Origin of the sequence: Tautonia plasticadhaerens, assembly GCF_007752535.1 — a bacterium.
GTDB classification, from domain to species: Bacteria; Planctomycetota; Planctomycetia; order Isosphaerales; family Isosphaeraceae; genus Tautonia; species Tautonia plasticadhaerens.
Genome location: NZ_CP036426.1, coordinates 1391130 through 1405443, shown reverse-complemented (window position 1 = coordinate 1405443; position 14314 = coordinate 1391130). Strand labels below are relative to the sequence as shown.

The following is a 14314-nucleotide window of genomic DNA, read 5'->3' as shown; positions in this document are numbered from 1 at the left end:
GAACATCATCACTCCGGCAGGGAACCGCGTCGTCGATCACGGAGGCGGCCGACCCTGGAGGCGTTCGAGCCGCGCGAGCTGCTCGCGCCCATGCCCGGGATCGACGTACCCATGGTCCAGACCCGAGGCCGCCTGGCGCCGATCGACGTCTCGCTGTCGCCGAGGACGAGCCTGGGCGACCCCCGGGACGGGATCGCCCCCATGGAGGGCGTCGTCGTCGTCGGTCGGACAATCCCGCACATGGTGGTCGGGATGGATTCGGACCTGGACGGCCGATATGACCAATACGCCAGGTCGGGCCGCGATGGGCAATTCACCATGCAAGTCGAGTCGGGGATGGGCGCCGACCGGATGGACTTCAATCTGGTCCTCCGCCGGCCTTTTGGCATGAGGCCGATGACGATCGTCGGCATGCCCGGAGGCCCCGAACACCGCCCGTTCCTCGGCAGCCCGACCCCCGGGAACCAACCCTTCGAGCGCCTCGTCTCGCCCTCGATGGCCGACCCCGGCTCCAGGACGGATCCCCGGCAACTCTCCGAGATCATGGCCGAGGATCCGGCCGACCCGGCGATGTCCCCTTCCATCCCGCTGGGGATCGTCTTCCTCGGCCAGTTCGTCGATCACGATGTGACCCTGCTCGATGTCGTCGGCCAGGGGCCGGGCGAGCCGGACTCGCCGGTGAACAGGAGGACCCCGGCGCTCGACCTGGATTCGGTCTATGGGGGCGGCCCGGCGCGCGATCCTCGGTTCTATTCGCCTGACGGGTTGTCCTTCCTGCTGGGAGAGGGCGGGGAGGACGTTCTCCGGGACGGCCGGGGCGTCGCGGTGATCGGCGACGAGCGCAACGACGACAACGGGCAGATCGCCCGGATCCACCTGGCCTTCCAGAAATTCCACAACACCCTGATGACGGCCCACCTGGGGGATGCCGACCCGGGAGACCTGACCGATTGGCAGAAGGAAATTCTGTTCGGACGCGTGCGTGACCTGGTGATCGGCGTCTACCAGGGGATCGTCTCCAATCAGTTGGCCCCGCTGATCGTGGGTGCCCCGCTGGACGACTCCGGCCCGCCGATCGCGAACATGCCGGTCGAGTTCTCGGGGGCGGTCTGGCGTCTCGGGCACACGCTGGTGCCGAACCAGATCGTCGTGGACGACTCGGGCACGACCATGGCCCCGGTCGACGACCGCCTGAGGTCGACCGAAGGGGTGCCGTTGCGATTGCTCTTCGGCCCGGACGCCCAGCCGGCGGCGGCCTTCGACGCGAAGGTCTCCGAGACCATGCGGACCCTGTTCATCCCGCTCTCGCCGACCGATCCCGAGGCCGGCCACCTGATCGGCGGGGACTCGCCGAACATCGGATCGGGGACCGTGGTCGACGGCGTCCTGAGGCTCGACCTGATCGAGACGAATCTCATGAGGGGGAGGGAACAGCGGCTCCCCTCGGGCGAGGAAGTCCTGGCCCTGATCGAGGGTCGGCCCTACGACCCCGAGGCGGACGGCGACACGGACTTGTTCGAATACATCCTCCACGAGGCCGAGCCCCTCGGCCACCTGGGCCGTGTCGGCTCATACGTCGTGCAGCGATCACTCGGGGGCATCCTCGCGGGGGACCCGTATCGGTATTCCAGCCGGGACCATTACCAGCCGGCCGAGATCGACCTGTTTCGGGGAGCGAGGATGGAACACGTCCTCCGTCTAATCGGGGAACCGGGCTTCTGACCGGGTCGATCCGACCTCCGATCGCGCCGGTGTTGTTGTTCCCCTGATCCGCCCGGAGGGCGGATCAGGGGAGCGACCTCCTCCAGTCCAGGACCATCTCGGAGAGTCGGTCCCGGATCTCCGGTTCGGCGGGGCCGAGGTCCCTCGACTCGGTCGGGTCCAGCAGGAGGTCGTACAGGAGTGGCCGGCTGCCGTCGTCGTCGATCAGCAGCTTCCATCCTCCGTCGAGCACGGCGAGGTCGGGGGAGCGGTGTTCTCCCCTCGGATAGGCGAAAGATTCGTCGTTCCGGCCATACTCCCAGAAGATCGGGAGGGACCGATGGGGGAGTTCTCCCCGGAGTGCGGGACTGAGGTCCTCGCCGTCGGGTTCGAATCCCGGCGGGAGTTCGGCACCGCAAAGCCGGCACAAGGTCGGGAGGAGGTCGATCGCGGACAGGACGGTGTCCTCATTGGTCCGGCCGGCCGGGATGAAGCCCGGCCCCCAGGCGATCATCGGGACGCGGATTCCCCCCTCGAAGAGGCTGAGCTTGCTGCCCAGGAGCCCGACGGTCCTGCTGCGCTCGAACGTCGGCAGGGGGCCGTTGTCGGACAGGAACAGGACAAGCACGGGCCGCGACGACTCCCGAGCGCGGAGGGCGTCGAGCAGTCGACCGACCTGACGGTCCAACTCGGCCATCACGCCCCGGAGCCGTTCGGGCGTGTCTCCCTTTCCGGAGGCCCGGCCTCCGGGCCGAATTCGCTGGTCATCGACGGAGGGGACCCAGGGGGTGTGGGGGTCATCGAGCCAGAGGTTGACGAAGCAAGGGCGGTCGGGGTGGTCCCCCAGGAACTGGAGGGTCTGGTCGACCATCCACGAGGTCCGGTCCCATCGCTTCACCGGGTCGATGGCCGACCAGATCCAGTCCCTTGCCGTGAGGTCCGGGTGCGGCGAGGGGCTCTCCCACGTGCCCAGGCCGAGATCGTAGCCGTAGCTCGAGAAGGGCGGGGGGTCGTCCACGTCCCTGCCGCCTCCCAGGTGCCACTTGCCGACATGGGCGGTCGCGTACCCGGCAGCTCGGAGGATTCGGGGGAGCGAGGGGGCCTCGGGGTCGAGGTAATCCGCCTGCTCGCAGGCCCGGTTCCCGGCCCGGGTCTGGAGGAAGCTCGTGATCCGCCAGCGCCCGGGGTACTGGCCGGTGAGGATCCCGCAACGCGACGGGGAGCAGATCGGCGAGGCCGCGTAATAGCGGCGGAACCGGATCCCCTCCTCCGCCATCCGGTCGAGGTTCGGGGTGTTGAACCCCGTGCCGCCGAACCCGGAGAGGTCCCCCGGGCCGAGGTCATCGGCGAGGACGACGATCACGTCGGGCTGATCCGTCGGGGGGAGCCAGGCCAGGGTCCAACAGGCCAAGATGGGGACGATCATCGAGCGGCCCTCCCCCGTGCGCCGACACTCTGGATCGAACGCTCGGTGGCGAGTCCTTCATCTCCCTGGTCGGCCATCCAGGCATCGAGATCGGCCCGGAGCGAATCCAGGATCCCGGCGAGGGCGGTCTCCTCGGCGAGATTCCGCTGCTCCCAGGGGTCGGCCTCCAGGTCGTACAACTCCTCGGGGGGCCGGCGGTGGTAGCGGCCGACGATCGCCTCGGCGGCGGGGTCGACCTTCGCGGCCTGCTCCCATGCCTCCCAGTCCAGGTTGCCAATCCGATCACCGCCGCCCTGGTCGATGTGGGTGTGATGCTCGGAATCGGGGTCGAGATTTCGGATGTATTTCCATCTCCCCGTCCGGACGGACCGCATCGGGTACCGATTCATCGTCCCGTCACCGCTGTGGGTGAGGAAGATGTGGTCCCGGTGTTCGTCTCGAGTGCCGAGGAGAACCTCGAGGAATGACCGGCCGCTCAGGTCGGCGGGGGGAGAGCCACCGGCGGCGTCGAGCAGAGTGGGGAGGAGGTCGATCCAGCCGACCATCGCCTCGGTCCTCGAGCCCGGCTCGACCCGACCGGGCCAGGCGACGATGAGGGGGGTCCGGACGCCGTAGTCATAGAGATTCCACTTGCCGAAGGGGAATTGGGCGCCGTGGTCGCTGGTGAACAGGAAAAGGGTCTCGGGGCCGAGGTGACGACTCGCCGAATCGTAGATGAGCCCGAGATCTCGATCCGCCCGGGAGACGGCCGCCGCGTACCGGGCCCGAGCCTGTCGGGTGGCGGGGAGGTCGAGGTGGACGGGGGGGATCGTCATTTCGCCCAGGGAATAGGGCGTCTCGACCGGCCAGGGGACGTGGGGCCAGTTGGTGCCGACGATCAGGCAGAGAGGACGACGCCCCGGTTCGGTATTGCGATCCTCGAGCCAGGAGAGGGCCGCGGCGACGCAGTCGTCCTCGTGGTATCGATAGTGGCTGGTGTAGTCGAAGCCGTAGTCGGTGACCTGGGCGTAGTGGGCCGTCTTGCCGATGGCGACGGTCTCGTATCCGAGGGCGCGGAAAAAGTCCGGCCAGGTCTGCAGCTCGGGCCGTGGTCGGCTGTGATTGAGCATGGCCCCGTTTCGCATCGGGTCGAGCCCGGTCAGCAACGAGGCCCGGCTCGGGGCGCAGCTCGGGGAGCTGACGAACGCCCGAGTGAACGTGATCCCTTCGGCGGCGAGCCGCTCCATGTTCGGCGTGCGGATGTCCTCGCCGCCGAAGGGAGAGCAGTCGACCAGGCTGAGGTCGTCGGCGAGGAAGACGACGATGTCGAGTCGCCCCTCCGCTCCCAGAGACGCGGAGGGCTGCAGGATGAGGGGCAGCGCCACGATGATCAGGCGGCAAATCATTCGCATCTCGTCCTCCGGGTCGGGCCCGACCGGGCCTACGAATGGTCAGGGCCCGGGAGGCTCGGGGAGCACGAGTCTACCCTCCGGTCCGGCCGGACGCACGGAACGAGCGGGGAGGGTTGATCAGCGGATCGGGTTGAGGACGAGCCCGGTGAGCAGCTTCGGATAGAAGTAGGTGCTCTTGGGGGGCATCTTTTCGAGATTCGAGGCGATCACCTCCACGTGCTCCATGCCGGCCGGGGGGACGAGGCATGCGAGGTCGCATGATCGGGACGCGACGGCTTCCGTCACCTCGTCGAGGAGGTGGACGTAAATTCGCTCCGGCGTCCCGAGATCGGCGAGGAGCTTCTTGTAGACGAGTTCCTGGAGGATGCTGACCCCGAGGCTCCGCCAGTCGTCCGAGTGCTCCGGGACCAAGGTGCCCATCGTGGCGTCGGATCGGAGCCGGGCGAGCGTCCATCGGCCGTCGTCGACGGTGCCGAAGCCGAGGACATTCTGGGCGCCGTCGAGTTCCATCTCCTGCCAGCAGGCGAGGCATCCTGAGGGGCCCTCGCCGAAGTCCTCCAGGTCGAACTCGGGGGCGAGCCGCTCGGCCAGGGTCGCCGTGGAGAGTCCCGGGTAGCCGGAGGCGAGTCGGTGAGTGGGGAGGATCTGGAGGCCGGGGTCGCCCATGGAGACGAGCATCATCAGGCAGAAATTTGCGGGGTCGTCGGGGCCGGACAACTGACCCGAGGCCGCGCGATCGTCCCGGTACCGGACGGCCGTCTCGTAGCGATGGTGTCCGTCGGCGATGAAGACCGGCTTGTCGGCCATCAGTCCCTGGACCGCGGCGAGCGCCTCGACTTCGGTGACGGGCCAGAGCCGATTCTCGACCCCCAGGTGGTCGGTGACCGTCAGGGGAGTACGGTCCCGGATGCCGGCCTCGACGGCCCCGAGCGCGTGGTTGGTCGGGTCGGGGTACAGCCCGAAGACGGGGCTGAGGTTGAAGCCGGTCGCCTCGTAGAGCTTCAGGCGGTCGGCCTTCGGGCCGGACATCGTCTCCTCATGTGGGTAAATCTTGCCCCGGCCGAACGGCTCGAGCCGGACCCGCGCGAGGAAGCCCTTCCGGGTGTATTCCTTCCCCTCGACACGGAAGGACTGGTGATAGACATAGAGCGCCGGGTTCGATTCGTCCGCGAGCACCCCCTCCCGGCGCCAGTCCTTCAGGAGCCTGGCGGCCCGGGTGTATCGGTTGCTCGCCTCGTCATCGCCCGGCTCATCAAGGCCGAGCTCCAGTCGGATGACATTGTGCGGGCTGCGATCGAGGAGCCCGGCCTGGAGGTCGGGGCCGACGACGTCGTAGGGCGGGGCGACGACTTCGGAGAGGTCGCCGACCCGGGCGAGGTCGTAGCGGACGCCGCGAAAGGGGCGGATCTCGGGCATGGTGCCTGGGCGGTTGGAGGTCGAGGGGAGGGGGAAATGGGCGCGATCGGACCTCGACGGTTCGGGAGCGAGCCCCCGGCCCTCAGGGAATCGCCGGCGGACGAGTGGGAAGGGGATCGAAAATCAGCTTCCGAAGGGATAGGGACAGCTCGAAGGGGCGAGGTCGCAAGAGCATGCCAGGCGATTCAACGGTGCCCAGCACGACTCCCTTCCCGGCGTCCCCACCTCCCTGCCCATGTCCGGGCGAGGGAGGCGGCGAGCGGCGCGGATCGGGATCAGGTGCCCTGTTCCCAGCTATTGAGGTACTTGGTCTGCTCGGCGGTCAGCTCGTCGATGGCGATGCCCATCGTCTGGAGCTTGAGCTTGGCGACGTACTCGTCGACGGCGACTGGGACGTTATACACCTTGTGCTCGAGCTTGCCCTGATTCTTCAGGCTCCACTCGGTTGCCAGGGCCTGGGCGGCGAAGCTCATGTCCATCACGCTCGCCGGGTGGCCGTGCGCGGCGGCCAGGTTGATCAGCCGGCCCTCGCCGAGGACGTAGAGCCGGTTGCCGCTGGGCATCGCGTACTCGTCGACGAACGGGTGGATCCCCTTGGTGACGTCCTTGGCCAGCTTGGCCAGCCCGTCGAGCTGGAGCTCCACGTTGAAGTGCCCGGAGTTGCAGATCATGGCGCCGTCCTTCATGGCGGCGAAGTGCTCATCCCGGATCACGTGGATGTTGCCGGTGACCGTGATGAACAGGTCGCCGACCTTGGCGGCGGTGGCGATCGGCATGACGTCGAAGCCGTCCATGGCGGCTTCCAGGGCGCGGATCGGGTCGATCTCGGTGATGATCACCTGACCGCCCATGCCCCGGGCCCGCAGGGCGACCCCCTTGCCGCACCAGCCGTAGCCGCAGACGACGATCTTCTTGCCGGCGATAAGCATGTCGGTGGCGCGGATGACGCCGTCGATCGTGCTCTGGCCGGTGCCGTAGCGGTTGTCGAAGAAGTGCTTCGTCTGGGCGTCATTCACGGCGATGACGGGCAGCTTCAGCACCCCGTCCTTCTCCATCGCCCGGAGCCGGATGACTCCGGTGGTCGTCTCCTCCATGCTGGCGACGACGTTCTGGGCGATGCCGGCCCGCTGCTCCGGGGAGAGGGTGGAGGCCCAGTTCCGGACCTCGGGGTGGAGGTCGTCGAGCCTGTTCAGGGCGATGAAGATCATGGCGCTGACGAGATCGGCGCCGTCGTCCATCGTTACATTAGGCGTGTGGGCCAGCGCGGCGGCGATGTGCTTGTAGTAGCTCGTCTCGTCCTCGCCCTTGATAGCGTGGACGGAGATGCCGAAGTCCTCGACGAGGCTGGCGGAGACGTCATCCTGGGTGGAGAGCGGATTGGAGGCGATCAGGACCAGGTCGGCGCCACCCGCCTTGAGCGTGCGGGCGAGATTCGCGGTCTCCGCCGTCACGTGGAGGCAGGCCGACATCCGGAGCCCCTTGAGCGGCTGCTCCTGGGTGAACCGCTCCCGGATGGTCGAGAGCACGGGCATGTCACGGTCGGCCCACAAGATGCGCTTGTAGCCGGCCTTTGCGAGGGCAAGGTCCTTGACGTCGTGCGAAGGCGTTGTGGTCGCCACGGATTTCTCCTGGGTGGGTTTACGAAGAACGGTCGGGGATGGGCCCCGGGCGAAAATACGAGGCGGATGCGGAGACCGTACGACTCCGAGTCGATCGGTGCCGCGCGACGAGCGATGGTTGTCGGGGGCCAGAGGCGAGGTTCAGGCACCAGGGCGGAGGGATCGCAAGGCATGCAGTGTCTTGCGAAGTTCCCAGTCGAGCCAGTCCAGGGGGCCCGACTCGGGTGGGGCGGCGGACTCCTCCCGCATCAGGTACGACAGGGCGGCCCCGAGGGCTCGGGCTCGGGTCGGCTGATCGGCCGCGACTCGGAGGATCAGGGATTCCAGGCGAGTCCAGTCCTCCTCCGACATCGCCACGCGAAGCGCCCGGCTCTCCCAGCAGTCGGGCAAGGTCGGGTGCATCGATCGAAGCCCCCGGTCCTGATCGGGTCGGCGGAGACGGCCCCGGCGATCGCGACGCATCGAGCAAACCCCTCGTCTTCCTCGGCCGAGCCAAACCCCTGGCAAACGGTCACTGAAGATAGAACGTGCGTACGCGTGTGTCAACGGCAATCCATTCTTCATCCCCAGGGTCCAAGGGGGGCATACGAGCCCGAAGGAATTCCGCGCCAGTCGATGTCCTCACGATCGGGTGGAGCATGCTCGATGCTCGCCCCCAAATGGATTCCACCGCCACCCACGGCGAGGCGTCCGCTGGGCCGGGAACCTCTTCGAATCCGGCGCGGGCGGGCAGTCTACCCCGGGTGATGGTTCATGCCGACCCGCATTGACCGCCGAGGGCGAGTCGGCTAGCCTGCCGCCGAGACCCGGGAGCGGAGGTTGCCGGATCGGACCAAGGGCCATGGGGGAGTACCATGACGGCGAGGCGAATCATGCGGATCGTCGTAGTGGCGATCGCCCCGCTCGGGCTGATCGGCTGCCGGTCCCTGGGGCCGATCGGCAGCGGGGGTCCGTCGTTGGTCGTGCCCACGTATGCCTACGCCTCGGGGACCGCTTCTCAAGGCTTCGCCAGTCCCCGGCCGGAGGTCGAGGGTGCGCTGAGCGAGGCGATGACCGACCTGGACATCATCCGGGTCGGCCTGATCGAGGCCGATTCGGAACAGACCCTGGTCCGGGGCCGGGCCTCGGACGGCCGACGCGTCGACCTGAGTCTCGTCGACCGGGGGGCCGCGACGGAGGCCCGAGTCCGAGTCGGGCTCTTCGGCGACGAGCGGCTGGCCAAGGCCGTCCTCGACCGAGTCGGAGTCCGCCTCGGCACCCTCCCCCCCGAGGCCACACCTGCAGAGGTCCCCGCCTCCGGAGAAACCATCGAGAACCCCTACTTCTCGAAGCAGGCGGTCCCGGACTCGGTGATGCTCCGCGGCTTCTCCGAGGGCATCGCGCCTGGGGGCACCTCTCAACCCTGATCGGTCGCTCCATCTCGCGAAGGATTGATCGCCTCCCCGGTCACCGGATCGAACCAGCAGGCCGTTTGAAGATCCAACCGGATCGGGACGCGATCACCCGGATCGGGTCCTGATACCTCCTCAGTCCAAAATCGGACCCGATGCTGGCCGAACCGGGCAATGACCAGCCTGGTCGGCCCTCTCGACTCGACACGATCGACCCGGGCGACGACCGTCGGGGCCTCGGTCAGGCGGCTCGACCGGTCGGGGACGAGCCGAACGACCTGCTCGGGACGCAGGGCGAGGTCCACCTCTCCCAGGTTCCGTCCGGCCATCGCCTCGACCCAGCCCACGCCCCGGGGCACCGCCCAGGAGGCACCCGGAACCAGGCCATCGATCCGGGCCGATTCCGGTCCGACCCGGATTCCGCAACGCAACACGCTCGCCCCCGGATCGCCGAGGAACTCGGCCACGAACCGGTGGGCCGGTCGGCGATAGACCTCCGCCGGCGCCCCGACCTGGATGAGCGACCCGTCCCGGATGATCGCGAGCCGGTGGCCGAACGCCATCGCCTCGGCCTGGTCGTGGGTGACGAGGACGATCGCCCCCCCCTGGCGGTCGTGCAACGCGATCAGGTCACTCCGGATCGAGGCTCGGAGGGGCGGATCGAGCGCCGAAAATGGCTCGTCCAGTAACACCAGCCGCCGACTGGTCGCCATCGCACGGCCGAGGACCACCCTGCGGCGTTCCCCTCCCGAGAGCTCGGCCGGTCTCCGAGGGAGCATCGACTCGATCCCGAGGCTGGCGGCAACTCGACGGATCCGATCCCTCGACTCCGATCCGGCTCGGCCCCGCGCCCGGAGGCCGAATCCGAGGTTCCGCTCCACATCGAGATGCGGATATGGCGGTTGTTCCTGGAAGACCATCGCCAGCCCCCGATGTCGTGGGGCCAAGTCGATCGCCGATCGACCGTCGAGCCAGATCTCTCCCGACTCTGGCCGTTCCAATCCGGCAATGAGTCTAAGTAACGTCGTCTTCCCCGACCCCGAAGGCCCGAGGACGGACACCCGCTCCCCCTCCGCGACCATGAGGTCGATCGCCTGCACCCCTCCCCCTCCCGAATACTGGAGGGTCAGGGCCCGGGCCTCCAGCACCGGAGGTCGCATGTGATCCACCGTCGAATCGAGCAAGGGGGCGTCCTGCAAGGTGTCGGAGGTTGACGTCGGTCGATCGATGGTCGGCGTGCCCCCGACGTAGGCCCGTCGTCCAGCGAGGGTTCACGAGATCGGACGACCCGACACCGTGGTCCGATCGCCGCTAGGACGGCCTCTCCCACTCGTCGGAATTCCGATCGCCGAGAGAAGACCCCAGCGGGGATCGAGAGGGCGACTCGGTCATCGGCCTGCTGGCTTCCCTCCGGCCGAGTCGCGGGACCCTCAGGAGGATCGACCCCTTCGGAGGGGAGCCGCGTCCAGCCGGGACATGACGGCCCGATGACGCTCGCTCCGTAATGGGGAGGCTCGAGGACTCGGGGTCACGAGTACCGGCCTCATCCCCGGCCAGGCTCCGCACGGCAAGACCATTGTCGCCGAGGCTCCGGTCCGGGTCCAGGATCGGTCGACGGGGGAGACGGTCCGATCGCTAGGGCGATCGGTGCAAGTGGGTTAGGATGGTGCGATCCGGCACCCTTGCCAGCCCGACCCTCGCTCCGGCCCCGACCATCCCACCCGCCGAGGACCCGCCGATGTGGACCGCTGCGATCCTACCCACCCTGATCCTGTCCCTGCCGCAAGGGGAACCCGACGCGACGGCCGATCGGGCGGCGACGGCGAACCGCCTCACCTACCTCGACCAGTCCGGGCCCTATTCGGTCGGCCGGCACTTCCCGAAGCTGACGACGCCCCAGTGGGTCGGCGAGGATGGGGTCGACGCGGTCGTGATCCTGGCGATCGACGACCTCAGCGACAACATCCCGAAGTACGAGGGCTACCTCCGGCCCATCCTCGACTCGCTCAAGCAGATCGAGGACGGTCGGGCGCCGGTGAGCATCATGACCAACCGGGTCGACCCGGAGAGTCCCCAGGTGGCCGAGTGGCTTGCCGAGGGGGTGTCGATGGAGGTCCATACCCTCGACCATCCCTGCCCGTTGCTCGACGGAGGGGACATCGGGCCGGCCTCGAAGACCTACCACGGCTGCGTCGACCTCATGCACCGCATCCCGGGCAACCTGCCGGTCGCCTTCCGGATGCCCTGCTGCGACTCGATCAATTCGCCAAGCCCCCGGTTCTACCGCGAACTCTTCGAGGGGCGGAGCGAGGCGCAGCACTTCTTGACCATCGATTCGTCCGTCTGCGTCGTGCTGACGCCCGACGACCCCGACCTGCCCCGGGGGCTGGTCGTCGACCCGGACGGCACGCCGAGGTTCCGGAAATACCTGCCGGACGACACGTTCATCAACTGGGTCGAGGACTACCCGTACCCGTACCTGATCAACCGTCTCTGCTGGGAATTCCCGTGCATGGTGCCGAGCGACTGGGAGGCGCAGAACCTCCTCGGCGAGAACAACGCCAAGACGATCGAGGACTGGACCAGGGCCCTCGACGCCGCCGTGATCAAGCAGGGGGTCTTCACGATGGTGTTCCATCCGCACGGGTGGATCGCTCCCGAACAGGTGGTGGAGTTCATCCAATACGCCTCGAGGACCTATGGGAATCGCGTCCGATTCCTGAACTTCGGCGAGGCCCAGGCCCGGATCGACGCGAATCTGCTCGGCGGCCAGTCGGTGCGGGACCGATTCGGCCGGGACAATGGCGTGAGGCTCATCGACCTGGACGGAGACGGGTTCCTGGACGTCCTGCTCGGCGACGGCGGCCCGAGGCTGACGAAGCTCTGGAGGCCGGCCGGGCGTCGATGGGAACTAAGGCCCCTGCCGACAAGCCTGATCATGCACGAAGGCGCCGAGCGGCCGACATCCGTCCGGTTCGCCGTACTCGATCCGGGGGGCCCACCGGCGATGATCGGCGGTGAAGGCCCGGTGAAGCACTGCTGGGTCTTCGACCGCGACCGTTGGGCCCTGGCCGACGATCGGATCAGGGGTTTGCCGGTGGACATCGGCGGCGTCCGATTCCGGGACCTCGACGGCGACGGCCGATGCGAGGCGATCCTCGCCAATCGGGACCGGGGACTGAGCGAGGTCAATGGCGTCTACCGCTGGAGCGAGGGGGGATCGTCCTGGGAGAAGCTCCCCTTCGGCCTCCCTCCAGGCGCCTGGACGATCGGCCTCCAGCGACTCGACTCCGGCCTCCGTTTCCTCGACCTCGACGGCGACGGCATCGCCAACGACCTCGTCTTCTCGGACGAGGAATCCTACGGCGCCTATGCGTTTGCCGACCTGGAACGAGGCTGGTCGAATGTCCTCCGTTCCGGCAAGGCCGGGGACCCGGACGCGATCCTGCCCATCGTCCTCGGGTTCGGCCAGGACAACGGGTTCTTCACGAAAGACGGGGCAATGTTCTGGGTCAACGAGGAGACGGCCGAGTCTCCCGGTCATGCCGTCCGGCTGCCGCTCGATGAGCTGAAGCGGGTCGACCGGGAGTGAGGACGGACGTCGTCCGTTGATGTCCGGAAGCCCGGGCCCCGTCCACGCGCTCGGTGCCTCGACCAATGTCTCTTGATCGTCGCTGGCCCCCATCCCCTCGACGACTCCCGAACGCTACCCGAACGAGCGGTGTCCAGCGGAGGCGGATCGGGAATTGCAGCGACCGATCCGCGTCGACCCGGGATCGGGGGACCACTCGAAATCCGACACACCATGCGAGGACCAGGCCGATGCCCGGAGCCTACACCGGCCCGCTCGAGAAGGTCGGGCCCTGCCAGTGGAAGATCCCCAGGAGCTATCGGGAGGACATGCGGGTCGACGGATTGATCTTCGCCGACGACACGCTGATCGAGCAAATCCGCAGGGACCAGGGGCCCGAGCAGGTCGCCAACGTGGCGACCCTTCCCGGGATCCAGCGCGCCAGCCTGGCGATGCCGGACATCCACTGGGGTTACGGCTTCGCCATCGGCGGCGTGGCCGCGACCGACCCCGAGCAGGGGGGGGTCATCTCCCCGGGCGGGGTCGGCTACGACATCAACTGTGGGGTCCGCCTGCTCCGCTCGGATCTCTCCTGGGACGACGCGAGGCCGCACATCAAGCGACTGGTCGACCAGCTGTACCGGGACATCCCGACCGGAGTCGGTCAGTCCGGCCGTTACTCGTTCCGGCCCGACGAGCTGTCCGAACTGATGTCGAAAGGGTCGAGTTACGTCGTCGATCGCGGGTGGGGGGCTCCTCGGGACCTCGAATTCACCGAGGCCGGAGGCCGACTCGACGATGCCAGGCCCGACCTCGTGAGTCCCCGAGCCTTCGCCCGGGGGGCCGACCAGTGCGGAACGCTCGGCTCCGGGAACCACTTCCTAGAGGTCCAGGTCGTCGACCGTGTGATCGACGATCAGGCGGCGGGAGTCATGGGCCTGCGTGAGGGGATGGTCACCCTCTTGATCCACTCCGGATCCCGAGGCCTCGGTTATCAGGTCTGCGACGACCACCTGGCGATGTTCCGCGACGCCCCTCAGAAGTACGGGTTCACCCTCCCCGACCGGCAACTCGCCTGCGCCCCGGTCCTGAGTCCCGAGGGGCAATCGTACCTCGGGGCGATGCGAGCGGCGGCGAATTACGCGTGGTGCAACCGGCAATTGCTCACCCATCAAGCCCGCCTCGTCTTCGAGCGGATCTTCGGAGAGTCGTGGGCGGCCCTGGGGCTGGATCTCGTCTACGATGTGGCCCACAACATCGCCAAGTTCGAGGACCACGACGTGGGGGACGACCTGCGCAAGTCACTCTGTGTCCACCGAAAGGGGGCGACCCGTGCCTTCCCGCCGGGGCACCCGGAGATCCCCCGGAAGTACCATGAGATCGGCCAGCCTGTGATCATCCCCGGCAGCATGGGTACGGCGAGTTGGGTCCTCGCAGGCCAGGCGGGGAGCATGGCCCAGTCGTTCGGTTCGAGTTGCCACGGCGCCGGGAGGATGATGAGTCGGACGGCCGCCATCAAGCTCGCCGATGGACGGAGGATCGACAAGGAACTCGACGCGATGGGCATCATCGCCCGGGCCCGGGGCCACAAGGGGCTCGCGGAGGAGCAACCGGCTGCCTACAAGGACGTCGATCAGGTCGTCGAGGTCGTTGACTCGGTCGGGATTTCCAAGAAGGTCGCCCGCCTGCGGCCGGTCGGCGTCATCAAGGGCTGAAGGCAATCGGAGCCGGATCGCCGATCCTTCCGCGCAGGATTCCCATGTCCCAAGGGTCGGGAGCCTGATCGCCCGACGGGCTCG

At 68.0% G+C, this 14314-nt stretch carries 10 protein-coding genes; 4 read left to right on the top strand and 6 right to left on the bottom strand.

The window, feature by feature from the left end; all coding sequences use genetic code 11:
* The first annotated feature begins 111 nt into the window (after nucleotides 1-111).
* Nucleotides 112-1722 carry a peroxidase family protein gene (locus ElP_RS05305; RefSeq protein WP_145267640.1) on the top strand — a complete coding sequence of 537 codons (1611 nt, stop codon included), beginning with the start codon at nucleotides 112-114 and terminating at the stop codon, nucleotides 1720-1722.
* 64 nt (nucleotides 1723-1786) lie between these two features.
* Here the strand turns inward: ElP_RS05305 and ElP_RS05300 are convergent, their stop codons facing one another.
* The 5 genes from ElP_RS05300 to ElP_RS05280 all read right to left on the bottom strand — a co-directional run bounded on the left by ElP_RS05300 (nucleotide 1787) and on the right by ElP_RS05280 (nucleotide 7955).
* On the bottom strand, nucleotides 1787-3127 hold the full coding sequence (locus ElP_RS05300) for a sulfatase family protein (RefSeq protein WP_145267639.1): 1341 nt from the start codon (nucleotides 3125-3127) through the stop codon (nucleotides 1787-1789).
* Nucleotides 3124-4518, bottom strand: coding sequence for a sulfatase family protein (locus tag ElP_RS05295; RefSeq protein ID WP_145267638.1), 1395 nt, complete (start codon nucleotides 4516-4518; stop codon nucleotides 3124-3126). Before ElP_RS05295 ends, ElP_RS05300 begins: the two co-directional genes overlap by 4 nt.
* Nucleotides 4519-4635: 117 nt before the next feature.
* Nucleotides 4636-5934, bottom strand: coding sequence for a DUF1015 domain-containing protein (locus tag ElP_RS05290; protein ID WP_145267637.1), 1299 nt, complete (start codon nucleotides 5932-5934; stop codon nucleotides 4636-4638).
* Between the two features lie 275 nt (nucleotides 5935-6209).
* Nucleotides 6210-7553 carry an adenosylhomocysteinase gene (gene ahcY, locus ElP_RS05285; RefSeq protein WP_145267636.1) on the bottom strand — a complete coding sequence of 448 codons (1344 nt, stop codon included), beginning with the start codon at nucleotides 7551-7553 and terminating at the stop codon, nucleotides 6210-6212.
* Nucleotides 7554-7694: 141 nt separating this feature from the next.
* On the bottom strand, nucleotides 7695-7955 hold the full coding sequence (locus ElP_RS05280; protein WP_231749499.1) for a hypothetical protein: 261 nt from the start codon (nucleotides 7953-7955) through the stop codon (nucleotides 7695-7697).
* A 470-nt stretch (nucleotides 7956-8425) separates the two neighbouring features.
* On the opposite strand from ElP_RS05280, the gene ElP_RS05275 reads away from it, so the two are divergent.
* On the top strand, nucleotides 8426-8959 hold the full coding sequence (locus tag ElP_RS05275; protein WP_197446732.1) for a DUF3568 family protein: 534 nt from the start codon (nucleotides 8426-8428) through the stop codon (nucleotides 8957-8959).
* Here ElP_RS05275 and ElP_RS05270 read toward each other — a convergent pair.
* Nucleotides 8950-10104 (bottom strand): ABC transporter ATP-binding protein, encoded by a 1155-nt coding sequence (locus ElP_RS05270; RefSeq protein WP_145267633.1) that lies wholly within the window; start codon nucleotides 10102-10104, stop codon nucleotides 8950-8952. The genes ElP_RS05275 and ElP_RS05270 overlap by 10 nt on opposite strands.
* A gap of 578 nt (nucleotides 10105-10682) precedes the next feature.
* Here ElP_RS05270 and ElP_RS05265 point away from each other — a divergent pair.
* Entirely contained in the window at nucleotides 10683-12536 is a 1854-nt protein-coding gene (locus ElP_RS05265) for an FG-GAP repeat domain-containing protein (protein ID WP_145267632.1), read from the top strand.
* Nucleotides 12537-12766: 230 nt separating this feature from the next.
* The gene (locus tag ElP_RS05260) at nucleotides 12767-14230 is read left to right on the top strand and encodes an RtcB family protein (protein ID WP_145267631.1); all 1464 of its coding nucleotides are present in this window, start codon (nucleotides 12767-12769) and stop codon (nucleotides 14228-14230) included.
* Nucleotides 14231-14314 lie beyond the last annotated feature (84 nt).

Bases quoted from the DNA above. Each gene is read 5' to 3' on its own strand.
- ElP_RS05305 (WP_145267640.1), top strand. From the start codon at position 112: ATGGTCCAGACCCGAGGCCGCCTGGCGCCGATCGACGTCTCGCTGTCG.
- ElP_RS05300 (WP_145267639.1), bottom strand. From the start codon at position 3,127: ATGATCGTCCCCATCTTGGCCTGTTGGACCCTGGCCTGGCTCCCCCCG.
- ElP_RS05295 (WP_145267638.1), bottom strand. From the start codon at position 4,518: ATGCGAATGATTTGCCGCCTGATCATCGTGGCGCTGCCCCTCATCCTG.
- ElP_RS05290 (WP_145267637.1), bottom strand. From the start codon at position 5,934: ATGCCCGAGATCCGCCCCTTTCGCGGCGTCCGCTACGACCTCGCCCGG.
- ElP_RS05280 (WP_231749499.1), bottom strand. From the start codon at position 7,955: ATGCACCCGACCTTGCCCGACTGCTGGGAGAGCCGGGCGCTTCGCGTG.
- ElP_RS05275 (WP_197446732.1), top strand. From the start codon at position 8,426: ATGCGGATCGTCGTAGTGGCGATCGCCCCGCTCGGGCTGATCGGCTGC.
- ElP_RS05270 (WP_145267633.1), bottom strand. From the start codon at position 10,104: ATGCGACCTCCGGTGCTGGAGGCCCGGGCCCTGACCCTCCAGTATTCG.
- ElP_RS05265 (WP_145267632.1), top strand. From the start codon at position 10,683: ATGTGGACCGCTGCGATCCTACCCACCCTGATCCTGTCCCTGCCGCAA.
- ElP_RS05260 (WP_145267631.1), top strand. From the start codon at position 12,767: ATGCCCGGAGCCTACACCGGCCCGCTCGAGAAGGTCGGGCCCTGCCAG.